General features: G+C 69.9%; 14 protein-coding genes. 7 read left to right on the plus strand and 7 right to left on the minus strand.

Features of this window, described 5'->3' with window-relative positions:
• The first annotated feature begins 88 nt into the window (after positions 1-88).
• Positions 89-1,660, plus strand: a complete 1,572-nt coding sequence (gene guaA, locus ACZ5XS_RS00310; protein WP_468646894.1) for a glutamine-hydrolyzing GMP synthase — start codon at positions 89-91, stop codon at positions 1,658-1,660.
• 15 nt (positions 1,661-1,675) lie between these two features.
• Here guaA and ACZ5XS_RS00315 read toward each other — a convergent pair whose 3' ends face one another.
• Complete coding sequence (locus ACZ5XS_RS00315) at positions 1,676-2,143, minus strand: pyridoxamine 5'-phosphate oxidase family protein (protein WP_468646896.1); 468 nt, start codon at positions 2,141-2,143, stop codon at positions 1,676-1,678.
• A gap of 141 nt (positions 2,144-2,284) precedes the next feature.
• On the opposite strand from ACZ5XS_RS00315, the gene ACZ5XS_RS00320 reads away from it, so the two are divergent.
• The gene (locus ACZ5XS_RS00320) at positions 2,285-3,094 is read left to right on the plus strand and encodes a class II aldolase/adducin family protein (RefSeq protein ID WP_468646897.1); all 810 of its coding nucleotides are present in this window, start codon (positions 2,285-2,287) and stop codon (positions 3,092-3,094) included.
• Positions 3,095-3,112: 18 nt separating this feature from the next.
• Here ACZ5XS_RS00320 and ACZ5XS_RS00325 read toward each other — a convergent pair whose 3' ends face one another.
• The gene (locus ACZ5XS_RS00325) at positions 3,113-4,006 is read right to left on the minus strand and encodes a DUF4429 domain-containing protein (RefSeq protein WP_468646899.1); all 894 of its coding nucleotides are present in this window, start codon (positions 4,004-4,006) and stop codon (positions 3,113-3,115) included.
• 155 nt (positions 4,007-4,161) lie between these two features.
• Here ACZ5XS_RS00325 and ACZ5XS_RS00330 point away from each other — a divergent pair, with 155 nt between their 5' ends.
• Both ACZ5XS_RS00330 and ACZ5XS_RS00335 read left to right on the plus strand, forming a co-directional pair.
• The gene (locus ACZ5XS_RS00330) at positions 4,162-5,451 is read left to right on the plus strand and encodes a hypothetical protein (RefSeq protein WP_468646901.1); all 1,290 of its coding nucleotides are present in this window, start codon (positions 4,162-4,164) and stop codon (positions 5,449-5,451) included.
• Positions 5,452-5,674: 223 nt separating this feature from the next.
• A complete protein-coding gene (locus ACZ5XS_RS00335; RefSeq protein ID WP_468646903.1) occupies positions 5,675-6,205 on the plus strand; it encodes a DoxX family protein in 531 nt (176 codons plus the stop codon).
• A 99-nt stretch (positions 6,206-6,304) separates the two neighbouring features.
• Here the strand turns inward: ACZ5XS_RS00335 and ACZ5XS_RS00340 are convergent, their stop codons facing one another.
• Both ACZ5XS_RS00340 and ACZ5XS_RS00345 read right to left on the minus strand, forming a co-directional pair.
• Positions 6,305-6,547, minus strand: a complete 243-nt coding sequence (locus tag ACZ5XS_RS00340) for a hypothetical protein (protein ID WP_468646905.1) — start codon at positions 6,545-6,547, stop codon at positions 6,305-6,307.
• The gene (locus tag ACZ5XS_RS00345) at positions 6,534-8,030 is read right to left on the minus strand and encodes a PspC domain-containing protein (protein WP_468646907.1); all 1,497 of its coding nucleotides are present in this window, start codon (positions 8,028-8,030) and stop codon (positions 6,534-6,536) included. Before ACZ5XS_RS00345 ends, ACZ5XS_RS00340 begins: the two co-directional genes overlap by 14 nt.
• 143 nt (positions 8,031-8,173) lie before the next feature.
• Between ACZ5XS_RS00345 and ACZ5XS_RS00350 the strand changes: the two genes are divergently transcribed.
• Positions 8,174-9,499, plus strand: coding sequence for an ATP-binding protein (locus tag ACZ5XS_RS00350; protein WP_468646908.1), 1,326 nt, complete (start codon positions 8,174-8,176; stop codon positions 9,497-9,499).
• The gene (locus tag ACZ5XS_RS00355; protein ID WP_468646910.1) at positions 9,499-10,221 is read left to right on the plus strand and encodes a LuxR C-terminal-related transcriptional regulator; all 723 of its coding nucleotides are present in this window, start codon (positions 9,499-9,501) and stop codon (positions 10,219-10,221) included. Before ACZ5XS_RS00350 ends, ACZ5XS_RS00355 begins: the two co-directional genes overlap by 1 nt.
• Here the strand turns inward: ACZ5XS_RS00355 and ACZ5XS_RS00360 are convergent.
• Entirely contained in the window at positions 10,112-10,576 is a 465-nt protein-coding gene (locus tag ACZ5XS_RS00360) for an ATP-binding protein (protein WP_468646911.1), read from the minus strand. The two genes, ACZ5XS_RS00355 and ACZ5XS_RS00360, sit on opposite strands and share 110 nt — an antisense overlap.
• A 224-nt stretch (positions 10,577-10,800) precedes the next feature.
• Between ACZ5XS_RS00360 and ACZ5XS_RS00365 the strand changes: the two genes are divergently transcribed.
• Positions 10,801-10,995, plus strand: coding sequence for a DUF397 domain-containing protein (locus ACZ5XS_RS00365; RefSeq protein ID WP_468646913.1), 195 nt, complete (start codon positions 10,801-10,803; stop codon positions 10,993-10,995).
• Positions 10,996-11,029: 34 nt separating this feature from the next.
• Here ACZ5XS_RS00365 and ACZ5XS_RS00370 read toward each other — a convergent pair whose 3' ends face one another.
• Together ACZ5XS_RS00370 and ACZ5XS_RS00375 are read right to left on the minus strand one after the other, a co-directional pair.
• Positions 11,030-13,909, minus strand: a complete 2,880-nt coding sequence (locus ACZ5XS_RS00370) for an nSTAND1 domain-containing NTPase (protein WP_468646915.1) — start codon at positions 13,907-13,909, stop codon at positions 11,030-11,032.
• Complete coding sequence (locus tag ACZ5XS_RS00375; RefSeq protein ID WP_468646916.1) at positions 13,906-15,621, minus strand: DUF4062 domain-containing protein; 1,716 nt, start codon at positions 15,619-15,621, stop codon at positions 13,906-13,908. The genes ACZ5XS_RS00370 and ACZ5XS_RS00375 overlap by 4 nt, the downstream gene beginning before the upstream one ends.
• Positions 15,622-15,676 lie beyond the last annotated feature (55 nt).

Genomic DNA, 15,676 nt, shown 5'->3' on the forward strand with positions numbered 1-15,676 from the left:
TACATCTCAGACGCCCGGGACCCCACCCCCGCCCACCTCGGTAGAATCGGGTCACACAGAGACCCCGCCCCACCGCCGGAAGGCCCCCGTGTCATCAGCGACCCCCGCCCCCGACACCGTCCTGGTCGTCGACTTCGGCGCGCAGTACGCCCAGCTCATCGCCCGTCGCGTCCGCGAGGCACGGGTCTACAGCGAGATCGTGCCGAGCACCATGCCGGTCGCGGAGATGCTCGCCAAGAACCCGGTGGCGATCATTCTCTCCGGCGGTCCCTCCTCGGTGTACGCCGACGAGGCCCCCCGCCTCGACCGCGAGATCTTCGAGGCCGGCGTCCCCGTCTTCGGCATGTGCTACGGCTTCCAGCTGATGGCGCAGACCCTCGGTGGCACGGTCGACAACACCGGCGCCCGTGAGTACGGCCGTACGCCGCTGCATGTCTCCCGGTCGGCCTCCACCCTCTTCGAGGGCACCCCGGACGAGCAGTCGGTGTGGATGTCGCACGGCGACGCCTGCTCCGCCGCCCCGGAGGGCTTCTCCGTCACGGCCTCCACGGAGGTCGTCCCGGTCGCCGCCTTCGAGAACGACGAGAAGAAGCTGTACGGCGTCCAGTACCACCCCGAGGTCATGCACACCACGCACGGCCAGCAGGTGCTGGAGCACTTCCTCTACCGGGGTGCGGGTCTGACCCCGTCCTGGACCACGGGCAACGTGATCGAGGAGCAGGTTGCCGCGATCCGCGAGCAGGTCGGCGACAAGCGCGCCATCTGCGGCCTGTCCGGCGGCGTGGACTCCGCCGTCGCCGCCGCCCTCGTCCAGAAGGCCATCGGCTCCCAGCTGACGTGCGTGTACGTCGACCACGGTCTGATGCGCAAGGGCGAGACCGAGCAGGTCGAGAAGGACTTCGTCGCGGCCACCGGCGTCCAGCTGAAGGTCGTGGACGCCGAGGAGCGCTTCCTCACCGCGCTCAAGGGGGTCAGTGACCCCGAGGAGAAGCGGAAGATCATCGGCCGGGAGTTCATCCGGGTCTTCGAGCAGGCGCAGGCGGAGATCATCGCGGACGAGGGCCCTGCGGTCGAGTTCCTCGTCCAGGGCACGCTCTACCCCGACGTGGTCGAGTCCGGTGGCGGTACCGGCACCGCCAACATCAAGTCCCACCACAACGTGGGCGGGCTGCCGGAAGACCTCGAGTTCCAGCTGATCGAGCCGCTGCGCCAGCTGTTCAAGGACGAGGTCCGGATGGTCGGCCAGGAACTCGGCCTGCCGGACGAGATCGTCCAGCGCCAGCCGTTCCCCGGCCCCGGCCTGGGCATCCGTATCGTCGGCGAGGTGACCAAGGAGCGGCTCGACCTGCTCCGGGACGCCGACGCCATCGCCCGCGAGGAGCTGACGGCCGCCGGTCTCGACCGCGACATCTGGCAGTGCCCGGTGGTCCTGCTCGCGGACGTCCGCAGCGTCGGCGTCCAGGGCGACGGCCGCACCTACGGCCACCCGATCGTCCTGCGCCCCGTCTCGTCCGAGGACGCCATGACCGCCGACTGGTCGCGGCTGCCGTACGACGTCCTCGCGAAGATCTCGACGCGGATCACCAACGAGGTCGCGGACGTCAACCGGGTCGTGCTCGATGTGACGAGCAAGCCGCCGGGCACCATCGAATGGGAGTGACCTCCCCTTCGAAGGTCAGGTCCGCTTGAGCGTGCGCACCGGCGCTCCTGGCGTCCAGACCTGGACGACCAGGTAGGTGTCGTCCTCGACGGAGGTCCGTACGACCTCCGTCAGCTCGGTGCGGAAGAGGTGGAGCGGCTCCGGCGGTTCCACCTCTTCCACGTACCCGGCCTTGGCCTCCGGATCGTCCACCTCGATCGCCCGACCGCTGATCCGCACGTCGCCGCCGCCCATGCCGGTGCCTTCCCCGGGGTTGGCCTGGAGCGCGAACCGCGGGTCGCGGCGCAGGTCGAGCGCCTTGAGCGAGCCCGGCATCATGCCCAGCCACAGCTCGCCGTTCAGGAAGCGCACCTCCAGGCCGGTGGTGCGCGGCGATCCGTCCTTGCGGAGGGTCGCGAGGACGTGGTGGGTGTAGGCACCGAACCGTTCTTCGACGGTCTTGGCCAGGTCGGGTTCCGCGGCGGAGAAAGCTGCCCAGTTCATAACAGCCAGTCTTCCTGCGATACCTGACATCTTCTGTCGGATATCGGCCGGGTGCACCATCTTTACCGACCAGCGCTGTTCTCCCGCGCTGACCGACGGTAACTTCCGCCCGTAAACCAACCCAGTGCCGGAGGACGACACATGCACGGGACGCCCGAAGCCGGGCCCACTCCACCCCCGCCGCTCCCCACCGACCGGCTCCGGTTCGCCATGCCACCGAGGCACGAATCGGTCGACGACGAACGCCGGCACCGCAGGGAACGGCTCGCGGGCGCCCTGCGGATCTTCGGGCGGCTCGGCTTCGAGGACGGGGTCTCCGGACACATCACCGCCCGCGACCCGGAGTACAGCGACTGCTTCTGGGTCAATCCGTTCGGGATACCGTTCAAGCACGTCACCGTGAGCGACCTGGTCCTCGCCAACTCCGACGGCCAGGTCATCGAGGGCCGCTACCACGTCAACCAGGCCGCCTTCACCGTGCACGCCCAGGTGCACGCCGCCCGCCCCGACGTCGTCGCGGTGGCCCACTGCCACTCGGTGCACGGCCGCGCGCTGTCGGCCCTGGGCGACTTCCTGGACCCGATCACCCAGGAGAGCTGCGCCTTCTACGAGGATCACGCCCTGTACGACGCCTACACCGGCGTCGCCGTCGACGCCGACGAGGGCCGCCGCATCGCCACCGCCCTCGGCACGCGCAAGGCGCTGGTGCTGCGCAACCACGGGCTGCTGACCGTCGGCGACTCGGTGGACGCGGCGGCCTGGTGGTTCCTGTCCCTGGAACGGTCCTGCCAGGTCCAGCTCACCGCGAAGGCGGCCGGACGGCCCGTCCTGATCGACCACAAGGCGGCGGTGGCCACCCGGGAGCAGCTGGGCGGGGACCTGGTGGCGTGGATCAACTACCAGCCGATGTGGCAGGACATCAGCCGCAGCGAGCCGGATCTGCTGAGCTGAGGCTGCTGAGCCGAGGCGTCAGAATCCCCGGAGGACGGCGGCCTTCGTCATCGCGAACTCCTCGTCCGTGAGCACCCCGTCCCGGTGCAGCTCGCCCAGCTCCCGCAGCCGCCGCAGGAGTACGTCGTGATGGTCGGCCTGGGGCGGGACGGTCGCCGTCAGCGGCCGCCGGGCGGTCCGCTCACCGCTCTCGACGGCGGCGCGGGTGGAGGGGTGCGGCAGCCGGGCGGTGACCGCGGTGGCGACGAGGGCCGTGAGCAGGTCGCGGCGGGCGCTGCCCCACAGGTCCAGGGCGTAGGGGTCCTTCTCGGGCGGCAGTTTGGACAACGTGGTCTCGCGGGTCACGAAGCGCAGGAAGCCGTCCTCGTAACCGGAGTTGGGCAGCCACTCGACCTGGACGAGATCGCCGAGGTCGATGATGCGGGGGCCGGTCGCCCGTTTGACCCGTTCGGAGGTGTCGGCCCAGTCGATGCGGACCCGGGTGCCGTCGAAGGAGACCGTGCCGTCGGAGGAGCGGACCGAGACCGGGACCGGCGGGCCGGGCAGGAGGTACGCCTTGGCCGGCTCCGTGGGGATCTGGTCCAGCAGCAGGGAGCGGCGGATCTCCTCGGCCACGTACTCGGCGACCCCCGCCCGGTCCACCTCCACCAGCAGCCGGTACGGATCGGCCGGGTCGGGCAGGCGGCCCCCGGTCGCGTGCAGGAGCGGGTCGGCGCCCTCGCGCAGCCGCATGCGCAGCCGGCCGCGCTTGCGTTCGGGCTCGAAGGCGACGCCCGCGATGGCCTCCAGGGGCACGGCGATCTCGCCGTACGTCTGCCGGAACAGCGGCACGGAGCGGTGGAGTCCCGGCGTGATCCTGACCGTGCTCCCGTCGAAGGCCCAGGTCCCGTCGCGCTGGATGATCTCGGCCATGGACGAATTCTCGCAGCCGGGTCAACACGGCGAACCGCCCTTCCCCCGCCCTGACCGGACCTGCCCGGCACGGACCGTGTTCCGTAGGGCACAATTCGCTGTCATCGCACGGGTGTAGTGAGGCACAAAATGGCGGGGAAGGCGGGGAATCGGGCGTGGCGGTGCAGGAGGCGAGACAGAGCGCGGACTCGGGCGCGCACGGGAGCGCGCACGGAGGTGGCTGCACCTGCGGGGGCTGTCCCCACGGGGCGCGTGCGGGACACCGTAGGGCGGTCGCCGAATTCCTGCTGATGCGGGACGAGTTCGCGGCCGGACAGGGACTTCCGGCGGCGGTGGCGCACTCGGCCTCCGCCTCCCGCCAGTGGGTCTCGGAGGAACTGACGCAGTCCGCGGACCTCGTCGCCGAACGCGGCCGGGCCGAGGGCGAGGCCTGGCTGGCGCGGCTGTGGCGCCGTACGGCGGGCACGGTGTGGGCGCTGGTCCTGCTGCTCCTGCTCGTGCAGGCGCTCACTGCCATCGGCGCGGGCTGGACTTCGGCCCGCACGGCCGGACTGCTCGCCGCCCTGGTGATGGCGGGCGCGCTGACCGCGGCCTCGTGGTTCCACCGGGCACGCGGCGGCGCGCTGGCGCCACTGATCGGCGAGGACAACCGCCTTTCCACGTCACGGGCGGTCGCGATCGGCTGGGTGCTGTTCGTCGCGTACGCCGTACTCGTGCTGGTGGGCCGCCTGGCGGCGGCGTCCGAACACCCCGAGCGCGACGCGCTGATCGCCGGGTTCGACCTCGCCGGTGCCGCCGGCGTGGTGACCGTCCTGGCCGTGGTGTGCGCGATCGCCGTCCTGGTGCGGCGGGTGGTCGGGCTGCGGGTGCTCGGGCAGCGGCTGCAGAAGGTACGGGCGGACCGGCCGCGTGCCGCCGACCTGCTGACGGACGACGCGGGCCGGGGGACCTTCGCCGACATCCAGTACGTCGTCATCAACACGGTGGCCCTCCTGTTCGCTGCCGTACGGCTGGCCCGGCGCCCCGACCAGCTGCCGGACCTGCCCTGGGGTCTCGCGGTGGTGGTCCTGGTGTCCGCCGCGACCTACCTCGCCGGGAAGTACGCGGAGGGCGGGCGGCCGGTGATCCTCTCCGTCGTCCGCGCCCGCGAGGCCGGCGACCTCGACGGGCCGATCCGCACGGGCGACGACATCGAGATCCGCGGCGCCGCGTTCGTGCCGCCGGGAGCACAGGGCGCGGACCGGCTGTCCCGGATGGTCGTCCGCATCGGCCCGGTCAACGTGCACGTACCCCTGGTCCCGGTGACCGGTGGCTTCAGCAACCCCACGGACGCCGTACTGACCGTGCCGGTCCCGGCCGACGTGGAGCCCGGCCGAGTGGACGTCCAGGTGGTGACGGCGGCGGGCGTCGAGACGAACCGGTACGCGATCGATGTGACCGACTGATCCGTGCGGGTCTGCCGAGGCAGGGGAGCGGCCCCCTTGTTCATGGGCTGTTCGGTATTGATGGGCCGTTCGGTGTCGTGGGCATGGCCGAACGAGGTCAAGTCGGAGAAACTGGTCGCGACAGGGGCGCAACCGGTCACGACGGGATTGAGCGGGACCTCCCTGTCGTACGTATCGTCACCTGAGGGGTCACGGCACGGCGGGCGAGAGGCGGCTAGCAGCTATGACTCACGGCATCCGTACGGACAGGCACTCCCCCTACGCCAACGGCGGCCCGGACTGGCGGGACACCGCCAGCCGCTACGCCCTCCTTCCGCTCCGCATCTTCCTCGGCGTCACCTTCATCTACGCAGGCCTGGACAAACTCACCGACAGCGCCTTCATGCAGGACTCCGGTTCCGGCTCGGTCGGCGACCTGATGCGCACCGTGCGCGACTCCTCGGCCATCCCGGCCCTGGTCGACCTGTCCCTGAAGAATCCCGTCGGGTTCGGCTACGCCATCGCCTTCGGTGAACTCGCCGTCGGCATCGGCACCCTGATCGGTCTGCTCACCCGGCTCGCCGCGCTCGGCGGCGCGCTGATCTCGCTCAGCCTGTGGCTGACCGTCAGCTGGGCGTCCGACCCCTACTACTACGGCAACGACCTCCCCTACCTGATGGCCTGGATCCCCCTCGTCCTCGCAGGCGCCCCCGTCCTCTCCCTCGACGCGGCCCTACGGGCACGGCGACGACGGCGAGTGGGGGACTACCGGTAGCTCCGCGGGTGCGGGTGCGGTGCGAGTGTGCGTGGCGCGTTGGGGGCCGGCGCCGGGTGCCGCTGCCGGCGGGGCGGTGTTCTTGTCGCGCCGTCCCCGTCAGCGCGGTTCCACCGGTTGCGCCCCGGCAGCAGCCGTACGGCTCACCGCGCGGCGTCTGCGTACGGCCCGGGTCAGCACTCCCACCGCGCCCGCCAGACAGAGGCCGCCGACGACGACGGGGATGACCGCGAACCACGGGGTCTCCCAGGTGCCGCCCGCGTCACCGGCGTAGATGACGCCCGCGAGGATCAGGAAGAATCCGGCGACCAGCCTTCCGGGCTGGAACTCATGACGTAGCACGGCTCACCTCCGCCTGTCCGATGCCGACCCTGAGATCGAGGTCCAGTGTCCCGGTGGCCTTGACGCCGGCCGCCGGTGTCAGGGTCACCTCCTTGTGCTTGCCCGGTGCCACGTCCACGTCCTGCTCGTCGTCGCCCGGCAACTGGATGTCGCCCACCCCCACGTCGATGCTCACCTTCACGGTCACGTCCGCGGGCACGATGATCAGCAGCCGTCCCATGCCCACGTCGGCCTGTGTGGCCACCGTCTGCCCCTTCGCCAGGTCCAGCCGGCTCAGGTCCAGGGTGCCGACGCCGGTGCCGAGGTCGTACTGCTGCTGGACCTGTGCCACGGCGGCGGGCCGCCAGTTCGCGCGCTCCCAGTGCGTGCCGATGTCCCCGGGCAGGGCCGCCGCCCCGGCGAGCAGACCCGCCGTGACGATCGCCAGGAAGACCGACCCCGCCCCCGTGCGTCCCAGGAACGAGCTGATCGCCATGCCCACGCCGAGGACGATCAGCGCGCAGGCCAGGCCGGTCTGCAGGCTGGTGCCGAGGGTGTGGTCCTCCCACGTCAGGTGGGTGCCGAGGCCGCCCGCCAGCAGGGCGAACAGGAGCACCCAGCCGCCGATCCAGCGGGGGCCGCGCGGTTTGGGCGGCGGGGTGTACTGGGTGCGTATGTCCACGCGGGTGCGCCAGGAGGTGCCCCGGCCGATGTTGACGGCCGCCGCCACGTCCCGGTCCCGGGGGTTTCCGGAGTCCTCGGGGCCCCACAGATAGCCCGTGCCGCCCACGTGCGTGCCGTCCTTGACGATGGGGTCGCGCCACCAGGACGGGTAGGCGGCGGGCACCGGCGGCGCCTGGGCCTCCGGCGGAGCGTCGGCGACGGCCTGGGCGGACAGTGGATCGGTGTCGGGGGCGCCGCGCTGCCGCGACCAGTACCCGGCGCCCGCGAGGACCAGGGAGAGGACGACCGCGAAGGTCAGCACCCCGCCGTTGTTCAGCAGCGTCAGGAACACCCCGCAACCGACCAGGGCGAACAGCACGGCCGTCAGCGCCTGGCCGTCCACCCGGCCGGTCAGCAGCTTGCGCACCTCGTTCTCGTCCTCGTCGTCGTACGGGACGAAGAGCCATGCGAAGCCGTAGAAGAGGAGGCCTATGCCGCCCGTCGCGGACAGCACCGCGAGGGTGATCCGGAAGATCACCGGATCCATGTCGCACTGCCGCCCCAACCCCGCGCACACGCCGGCGAGCAGCTTGTGCGGCCGGTCGCGCCGGAACTTGTGGGGCAGCCCGGCCGCGGAAGCCTCTGTTTCCTCCTGCGTGCCCGCCCGCACATGCGCGCGCGGGCCCTGGCCGGGGCCGGCCGGGGCGTCCGCGTGCGGATCCGGCCCCGCGGCGGGTGCGGCATCCGCGGCGGGCACGGCATCCTGCGGCCCGGCGCCCGGCAGGGGGCGCGGGCCGGAGCCGGGTCCCGGACCCGTCGCGGCGTGCTCGTGATCGGTCATGGGTCCATGGTGACTGCCGCACCGCCGCCGCGGCAGTCGGTACGACCCTGGCCGGACCCTGATATCTGCCCTGAGCCGGCGCCCGGGAAGCGTTCGACGGGCCCGCCCGCCGAAGATCAGGGGAGTCTCGGGGCACAACCCTGATGCCCCGGCCCTCGCGCCGTGTGAACATCGATGGCATGCCGGAAGCCGCAGCAGCGCCACTCGTCGAACCGCGGCCTCCGCGCAAGCTCTACCGCAGCAGTGACGGACGCTGGCTCGGTGGCGTGGCGCGGGGGCTCGCCGGACATCTCGGCCTGCCGGTGATCTGGGTGCGGCTCGTCTTCGTCGGCCTGTTCATGGCCGACGGCCTCGGCGCCCTGTTGTATGCCGCGTTCTGGTTCTTCGTACCGCTCGGCGTCGGTGGCGTCGGCGGCCAGAGGCCCCCGTCCCTCGTCGCCACCGAGACCTCGGCGGACGGCCGCCGCAGACTCGTCACGCGCCGGCCGGACAAGGGCCAGATCGTCGCCCTGCTCCTCATGGTCGTCGTGGCCATGGTCTTCGTCGGCAACGTGAACCTCGGCAACGGCGCCAAGGCCTACCTCTGGCCGGTCGTCCTCGTCGGCGCGGGCGTCGCCCTCGTCTGGCGCCAGGCGGACAACGCCCGCCGGGCCCGCTGGGTCGAGGCCGGCCGCCGCAGGCGCACGCTCACCCTGCTGCGTGGCGTGGCCGGCGTCCTGCTGGTCACCGCGGGTGTCTCCGGCATCTTCGTCCTGCAGGGTTCCGCCGCCCATCTCGGCTCCGTTCTGCAGGCGGCCCTCGCGGTCCTCGTCGGCATAACGCTCCTGGCCGGCCCCTACCTGGTGCGCATGACCCAGGACCTCTCCGAGGAACGCCTGATGCGCATCCGCGCCCAGGAGCGTGCCGAGGTCGCCGCCCACGTCCACGACTCGGTGCTGCACACCCTGACCCTGATCCAGCGCAACGCGGAGAACGCGAGCGAGGTGCGCCGCCTCGCCCGCGCCCAGGAGCGCGACCTGCGCACCTGGCTGTACAAGCCCGAGGGCACCGGCAAGGACGAGGCCGACGAACCCACCACCCTCGCCGACGCGGTGCGGCACAACGCCGCCGAGGTCGAGGACAAGCACGGCGTCCCCATAGAGGTGGTCGTCGTCGGCGACTGCCCCCTCGACGAGAAAATCGGGCCCCAGATGCAGGCCGCACGCGAAGCGATGGTGAACGCCGCCAAGTACGGTGGCGAGGGCGGCGCAGTCCAGGTCTTCGCCGAAGTCGAGGGAAAGACGGTGTTCGTGTCCGTCCGGGACCGCGGCCCCGGCTTCGACCTCGACTCGATACCCGCCGACCGCATGGGCGTCAGAGAATCGATCATCGGCCGCATGGAGCGCCACGGCGGCACGGCGCGACTGCGCGCGGTGCCGGACGGCGGCACGGAGGTCGAGCTGGAGATGGAGAGGGCGGAGAAGACGTGATGAGCGACCCGACCGAGGGGAACGCGCAGCCCGTGGAGACGACGGCCGGAGGCACGGGCGGGCGCCACGTACGCGTGGTCCTCGTCGACGACCACCGCATGTTCCGTACGGGCGTCCAGGCCGAGATCGGCCAGACCGAGCAGACCGGTGTGGAGGTCGTCGGCGAGGCCGCGGACGTCGACCAGGCGGTCACCGTCATCACCGCGACCCGCCCCGAGGTCGTCCTCCTCGACGTCCACCTGCCGGGCGGCGGCGGCGTCGAAGTCCTGCGCCGCTGCGCCCCCTTGATGTCAGACGCCGAGCAGCCGGTGCGTTTCCTCGCCCTGTCCGTGTCGGACGCGGCGGAGGACGTGATCGGCGTGATCCGCGGCGGAGCGCGGGGCTATGTCACGAAGACGATCACAGGCGCCGACCTGATCAACTCCATCTTCCGGGTCCAGGAAGGCGACGCGGTCTTCTCCCCGAGGCTCGCCGGCTTCGTCCTGGACGCCTTCGCCTCCACGGACGCACCCCCGGTCGACGAGGACCTCGACCGCCTCACCCAGCGCGAGCGGGAGGTGCTGCGGCTGATCGCGCGCGGGTACGCGTACAAGGAGATCGCCAAGCAGCTCTTCATCTCCGTGAAGACGGTGGAGTCCCATGTGTCGGCGGTGCTGCGGAAGCTGCAGCTCTCCAACCGGCATGAGCTGACCCGGTGGGCGACGGCACGGAGGCTGGTGTAGGCGGCGGCCCCTGGACCGGGAGTTCGAACCAGACCGTCTTTCCGATCCCGTGGGGCCGGGGTTCCGCGCCCCAGGTGTCCGCGAGTGCGGTCACCAGCGCGAGGCCTCTGCCGGACTCGTCGTCCGGCGATGCTTCCCGGGGCGTCGGCAGCGCGTCGTGCGCGTCCGTCACCGAGACGTGCAGGCGGTCGGCCGCCAGGACGCAGCGAGCCCGGACCTCGCGGCCGGACACCTTCGCGTGGCGGTACGCGTTCGTCATCAGCTCGCTGAGGAGCAGTACGGCCGTTTCCGTCACCTCGTCCGGGAGCTTCCAGGAGGTCGCCTGTTCGCGGAGGAGGCCTCTGGCCCGGCCCACGGCTGCGGGCGTGGCGGGGGAGGCGCCACTCGACGTCCTCTCGGTCCGTGGGCTCTTCGGTGGGCATACGCGCTACGCCTATGTCGAAGGGCAGGAGACAGGGGTGCTGTATGCCGAACCGGACAAGCTCAACGCTTTGACGCAGCGCCATGGAATGATCCGCATGCAGGCGCTTTTAACGTCGAAGAGTCTGCTCGGTTCATCAGGAAGGTGGCTGAGGAGCTATGAGCGCCAAGCCGGCGTGGTTCAAGTCCAGCTACAGCGATGATCAGGGCGGCGCCTGCCTCGAAGTAGCCGTCTGCCCCCACACCATCCACGTCCGTGACGCGAAGCTCGGCGCTCGAAGCCCCCGCTTCGAAGTCCCATCTGACCCCTGGGCTGCCTTCGTCACGTACGCGTCCCGCTCCCGCGAGGTCTGAGCCCCGGGCTTCGGGACTCGGCCCCTTCGTGCGGTCATGAGCCAAGTGAACGACGCTCGCGCCTGCCCGAGAGGAAAGTGGTCCGAAGCGTGACGACAAGGGACACGATGCCCAGCCCTTGAGCCACCGTCCCGAGTGTTGGATCACTCTGAAGCAACGCGAAGACCATCAGGGCGGCTCCCGCCAGAAAAATGATCATCATGGAGTTGGTCAGGTGCCCTACGATGCGCGCGCTCTCGGCATCAGCTCGCGACGCGGCAAGATAGTCCCTTTCGAGTGGCCCGAGCGCCAGTGACATGTCCGCCACGGCGGGTGCGACGAATGACAGGCTTTTCTGCCCGAGGAGACCTTCCCGGTTACGGCCTGAACGATCCCACTGCCTGGCGGCTGTGGACAGTTGCTGGCGTAGCTCGAGCGCAGACCTTGCCTCCTTGATCCAGGACCGGAACCTTGGCCATGCGTCCATGAGCGCGTGGTGAGCGAGCTGGACACATGGTTCGTTCCGGGCGCCTTCGGTCGTGACGAGTAGCCGTCGGCGAAGCATCTGCTCACACACATCGACAGCTCCTATCACCGCGATGGTGGCTGTGGGCACGGCTCGCGTCAGGTGCTGGCCATCGGCATCGACTGACACGAGCCGCAGCAGAAGGTCACGAGCCCGGCTCTGGTCGTCCGACGAGAGGGATTCGAAGAGTTGCTCCGCGGTGAGGGCCATACCGCCTTGTACTCCACCGGATGCTTCGTAGGATCGGTGGGTGAGGTAGCCGTCCTCCTGTCGCTCCCACATCCTGAAGAGAGTGAACTGCAGGAGGGGCAACGCGCCTGGCTCGTTGCCCAGGTCCTGCATCAGTCGCTCGGTGAGGCCCGGCTCCAGCTGAAGTCCAGCGGCCCGGGCAGGCATCGCCGCAGCTTGCTGCATCTCCTGGGCGGTCAGGGGCGACGCGACGACTGGGCGTTGCACCAGGAAGGACGCGTGCTTCTGGGCCTGGACGACGAAGTCGGCACGCAGGACGGTGACCGGAAGAATCACCGGATCCTGAGATTCAGTCAGCTTCCGTAGTAGGGCAATGAGGCTGTGGCGCTGGGTACCGGCTGCAGGCATGAGCAGTTTCTCGAACTGGTCGAGCACGACGACAACCCGCTGGAAACGCTCGCCGAGTGCTTGGTTGAGCTCTTCGGCAGTGAGCCTCGCTCCATCCTCCCGACGGCTCACCAGAGAACGCAGCGTCCACAGCAACTCCGCGGCACCCCCTGGGTAATGAACTGACACGATCGGCCACAGGTGGCTTCCCGTCAGGGCGCCTGCGCGCAGCGCCGGAAGCACTCCGGCGTTCACAAGACTCGTCTTGCCGCTGCCGGAGCCGCCGACGATCGTACACATCCCGTACTCGTCCAGGGAGGAGAGGATTTGGCGGACCGGCTCGTCCCGCCCGAAGAACACTTCGGCGTGAGCCTCCGAGAAGGGGTTGAGCCCGGGGTACGGACTCCGCACCGCGAGACGCCTCTCGGCGCCGGATGGCATCAGAGGCCTCAGCCCCGCCTGGACGGTCTCCAGTAGCCGATCTGCGTCCACTCCGTCTCTGAAATCGAGGTACGCATACTCATGCAGCTCATCCGGAGGCCGACTGACACCAGGAAGGAGTACCGGTAGCAGCCTCGTGTCCCCCCTGGCAGCCAGCGCGGCGACCTCATGCCGCTGGTAGTTGCTCAGCTCGCCAGGTGCGCTGACGAGAATCAGGCTGACCTTCGCCCGGAGAGTCTCCCTCAGCGGCTGACCTCGCAGCGGCTCGGCAACGTGGAGGTTGCCCCGCAGGGTCAGCAGTTCACGGATACGGTCCGCCGTCCCGCTGTCGGTCACGCGGTACGACAGCAGTACATCCGGCGAAGCGAACCGGGTCGTCGGGTCGTAGCGAGTCTCAACCGGTTCTGTTCTGCTTCCGCGCAGGCTGCCGTCCGCAGACGCCGGGCGGAGTGCAGCCAGCGGATTCTCATCGGGTGCCAGCAGCGCGATCGCGTTGCGCAGGCTGGCGTATGCGGCCGCGAGACCGCGGCGTTCCTCGACGCGTCCCGGGTCGGTAATGACCTGTTCGTCGAAGGCGTACGCCGGTACGTACGGGACCTGGAGTTCCCAGAAGGTCAGCCCCGCCTGCTCGAGAGCGGCAGGGGTGTAGGGGGCGAAATCGTGATGGAACCGGTCGGCGAAGGTGGCGAGGAGATCGGGGCTGTGCTGGTCGACGCGGGCGGGGACGACCAGGGCGTGAACTGGACGGTCGCGGCGTACAGCGCGGACCTGGGGAGAGAGGAAGTGGCGGACCATCCACGCGGTGCCCTCGATGTTCTGGAGGTTGGGCGCGGACAGAGCGACGATCACGTCGGCCAGTTGGTAGGCGCAGACGCCTCCCAACTCGGTGACACCGGTGCGGCTGTCGACAAGGACGACGTCGTACCGTTCGGCGCAGGTCCGGCGGAACCATTCGAAGAACAGCTCGCCCGACCAGACGTAGTAGAAGTCCTGCCAGTCGAAGCGCCGCAAGTCGGTGCCGTAGCGACTGATTTGTTCGTCCGTCTGGCGCAGGCCCGCGGACAGCAGGTCGAGGCAGCCGCCGTCGGAACGCCGTGGGTACACCGTGGAGATGTAGCGGTCGAGGTCCCGGAATGCGTCGTCCTCACTGTTCGCCGATTCCGCGGACGCGACCGACATCGCGTACTTGAAGGCGAGCAGCAGGTCGAGCAGTCCCTCCTGACCGCGTACGCGTCCGTGGTTGATGGGGAAGAAGTGCTCCAGGCCGGGCGCCTCAAGGTCGAAATCGACCATCAGCACGCGCATTCCGCTCCGGGCCAGCTGATCGGCGATGTTGGCGAGCGCCATGGACCGGCCGACGCCGCCCTTGTAGGAGTAGAAGGTGACGATCACGTTGCTCCGCCCTCCGTGATGAGGCGGGCCATCGAAGCGCTGGGGCGCGTGCCCAGTTCGGCTTCCAGGAGCCTCGCTTTGTCAACGCTGGGCCGGGCGTTGCGGTAAGCGTCCAGGGTCTGGGGCAGGCTGGCGCGCAGCCACCGGTCAAGGTGGCGTCTACTGGCGACGTTCATCTCGCAGAGGGGGTCGAGTTCGTCGCTGAAGCGGCGGTCTGTGTGGCGGAGCCGGTCGGCGAGTTCACGCTGGATCAACTCGTGCGGGGTGCCGGCGGCCGGGTCACGAGGGGCCAGAGTGATCAGGGAGACCTGGGCACCTTGGTAGAGCGGGGACGCGAGGAAAGCGTGCTCCAACTGCGGATGAAGCAGGGAGAGTTCATCGGCCACTACCAAGCAGCCGTTACGGGCGATCTCCCTGAACACAAGCGAGTGGGCCGGGTCGTAGGAGAGCAAGTCGTCGAAGAAGTAGTGCTGAAGCCTGATCTTTCTGCCACGCAGAAGAAGGTCGGGTTCATTGACCCTGGCCACGGCGTTCTCCAGGACCTGTCCAATGGTTCGCCCCTCCTCGCCGAAGGGTGTCCAGTCCGCCCGGGACGCGCCGTACCGGGCACGGGTCGACTGCGGGGACAGACCGAATCCTCGGATGATGTCCTCCACCGGCGCGGACGTGGTGCCGATCAGGTCGTCGGTCTCCGTCTCGGTCATGGCCACCACAACGACGGGGAGGCCGATCTCGTGGTCGGGGCGAAGTAGCCCGACGGTTCTCGCGAGCGCCGCGTGCAGTTGATTCTGAAGCGGCTGAGCGGGTGACTCGGCTATGACCTCGGTGATGTCCCGGAGCGGGCCCTCTGGTGGGCGCTCCCCCTCGTCGTAGCCCGGGGCGGTGACGCCAAGCAGAGGGCCGAGGGTGCGGGCTCGGGCCAGGTCCATGATCCGGCGGGAGCGCTCCTGGTTCTCATCGACAATCGTCTGCAACGACGGAGAGAGCAGGAGGCCGAAGGCGCGTGCCGACGTAACCGCACGGTCCAGCTCCAGTATCCCTTCGGGAGTGGACACCAGCAGGTCCGTCGCGGAGGTGGTGATGCTCCACATGCCTTGCACGGCGGAGATCAGCTTGTCGGCAAGTGCCTGATCCTTGGGGGCGTGCAGCAGGTGCAGGTCATGGGTCAGTCGCCGGGGATGGGGCGGTTCCGCGACGGGCCGGGGCAGATCGGCGCCGCCCATGGGAAGTTGCAGGTGGGCTGCGACAGCCGACACCACTGCCGCAGCGAGCTGGTCGGGGTTGCCGAACCAGCCGACGCCGTGGTCTGTCATCAGTTCCGTACGCAGCCGCTTGATGTCGCCACCGGGGCTCTCACCTGGGCCGTTCAGGGCGTCGATGTGATCGGTGGGCCACTCGGCGCCGTCCTTGACCAGGAAGATCAGCCGCTCCCGCCCCGCCGCTCCGGCCTGGCGATACTCCAGTTCGGTGATCGACCGTCCGTCCGGGTTGAGTGGCCCCGGCTCCGGCACGAAACCGTAGCGGAAGGCGAAGAGCCCGATGTAGAGGTCGCAGCTCGCCACGTCGGCCAGGCACTTCTCCAGCGGTCGCTTGTCGAAAGCGGCGTAGTCCTCCATGGCGATGACGTCCAGCGGAAGCCGGCGCAGTGCGGCGAGCACCGCCGTCCTGCATGCCTCCAGGTCGGACACCGTGGACGACAGATAGACCCTCACCCTACGTACCTCGCTCCTCACGCGGTGCAGAACAAGGTACAGGCGCCCGGGAGGA

The organism is Streptomyces sp. NPDC033131 (genome assembly GCF_055578365.1).

What these genes read in the sequence shown, in the direction of transcription:
- ACZ5XS_RS00315 (WP_468646896.1), bottom strand. Translation starts at nt 2,143, where the DNA reads ATGAACTGGGCAGCTTTCTCCGCCGCGGAACCCGACCTGGCCAAGACC.
- ACZ5XS_RS00345 (WP_468646907.1), bottom strand. Translation starts at nt 8,030, where the DNA reads ATGACCGATCACGAGCACGCCGCGACGGGTCCGGGACCCGGCTCCGGC.
- ACZ5XS_RS00350 (WP_468646908.1), top strand. Translation starts at nt 8,174, where the DNA reads ATGCCCCGGCCCTCGCGCCGTGTGAACATCGATGGCATGCCGGAAGCC.
- ACZ5XS_RS00320 (WP_468646897.1), top strand. Translation starts at nt 2,285, where the DNA reads ATGCACGGGACGCCCGAAGCCGGGCCCACTCCACCCCCGCCGCTCCCC.
- ACZ5XS_RS00365 (WP_468646913.1), top strand. Translation starts at nt 10,801, where the DNA reads ATGAGCGCCAAGCCGGCGTGGTTCAAGTCCAGCTACAGCGATGATCAG.
- ACZ5XS_RS00325 (WP_468646899.1), bottom strand. Translation starts at nt 4,006, where the DNA reads ATGGCCGAGATCATCCAGCGCGACGGGACCTGGGCCTTCGACGGGAGC.
- ACZ5XS_RS00335 (WP_468646903.1), top strand. Translation starts at nt 5,675, where the DNA reads ATGACTCACGGCATCCGTACGGACAGGCACTCCCCCTACGCCAACGGC.
- ACZ5XS_RS00355 (WP_468646910.1), top strand. Translation starts at nt 9,499, where the DNA reads ATGAGCGACCCGACCGAGGGGAACGCGCAGCCCGTGGAGACGACGGCC.